This is a genomic window from Halanaerobium saccharolyticum, assembly GCF_004362045.1.
Taxonomy (GTDB): Bacteria; Bacillota; Halanaerobiia; order Halanaerobiales; family Halanaerobiaceae; genus Halanaerobium; species Halanaerobium saccharolyticum_C.
The window spans coordinates 4,823-6,176 of the sequence record NZ_SNWX01000053.1 but is presented as its reverse complement, the minus strand read 5'-3'; the positions used below and the strand labels follow the sequence as shown (position 1 = coordinate 6,176).

Genomic DNA, 1,354 nt, shown 5'->3' with positions numbered 1-1,354 from the left:
CCCGGAGAAAGTCAAAAAATATCATCCTGCGATAACCAAACCCTTTCTCTTGGTCTTATTAGCTGCAGTAACTTTTGCTATAATGTCAGATAACGTTACTGGGATTTAAGAAGTTCATGAGGCTTAGGGCAACTGCCCTTGCCGAATGAATTTTCAATGGAGCGTAGCGGAATCTTCAATCCCATGTTATATGAAGTTCGACTAATTAATTTGTATTAAAGATTATTATTTGATATTATTTATAAAAACGCCATCTAATCAAAGTAGGTTCAATTCCTACACTCTCCATTAATGTGTTCATATATAATAATTATCTCGTAATCAATTTTGTTAAGGAGATGATTAAAATGGACAATATTTTATATGCAACTATAGTGTTCGTGGAGAGAATGGTATATGATTTTATGGACTGAATACTATAGTTGTTTCAGCTCCCGAAAGGGAGCTATTTATTTTTTTATTTTAATTTCGATCAACCCAACTATTATAAAGATACTCTGAAATTGTTTTCGCACTATTTACTGCTAAAACTGCATGACGATGGCTTGGTTTATAACTTCTCTTTTTTGATTTCCCATGTGCATCACTTAATTTATTTCTCATATCAGCTAGACCATTTATAATTGAAAAAAACCCAGAAGTTATTTGTTTTAGAAAATCCTCATTATGAATGCTAGGATCCATATTCAAAATATTACTTACCTGTTTATATAATTTAATTAAATTGCCTTTAGATTTTACTTGTTCTCCTGAACTTTCTATAATATAAATACAAATGCTTTCTATTAAAGTTCTTGCATTTGTAATCGAACCATCAAAATCTTTATCAGTTATTTTTCTTTCACATTTCCTAATTTGATCTGAAATATAATCAATTTTTAATTCTTTTAATTTTTCTTCTTTAACTATATTTTCTACTTTTAAATCCATATCAAGATAATAATTAACTTCAGTTATCTCTATGGATTGTTCTTTAACTGGATATAGTTTTTTAATAGATTCGAAAATTAATTGTTTATCCTTTTTGGATAATTTTTTCAATTTACTATGGTTTTCTATTGGAGAATAGATTTCAAAGTAACTTATAAGAGAAAATAATGCACTACCAAAGTTAGAGGTTACATTAATTTCCGATATAGAGTTATTTAATAAATTTGATAAATCGAATCTATTTTTATGTTTAAGAATTCTTTGGATTTTTTGTATATCATTTGACAATTCATCACCACCTTTTATTAGCCTTATTAGTCGAATTTCATATAACGTCCCTGGGATTTCCGACGTGCCTGTGCCTTTAGGCCTGGCAGAAAGCTTGCCTTTATATTTCTTGCTGCCTACAATTGCAAGCTTTGTG

Annotated in this window: 1 protein-coding gene; it reads right to left on the bottom strand. The window is 29.1% G+C overall.

The annotated features are described in order from the left end of the window. Positions 1-462: 462 nt before the first annotated feature. Positions 463-1,354 (bottom strand): abortive infection family protein (locus DFR79_RS16260; protein WP_208107571.1); only part of this gene is annotated, 892 nt, incomplete at its 5' end.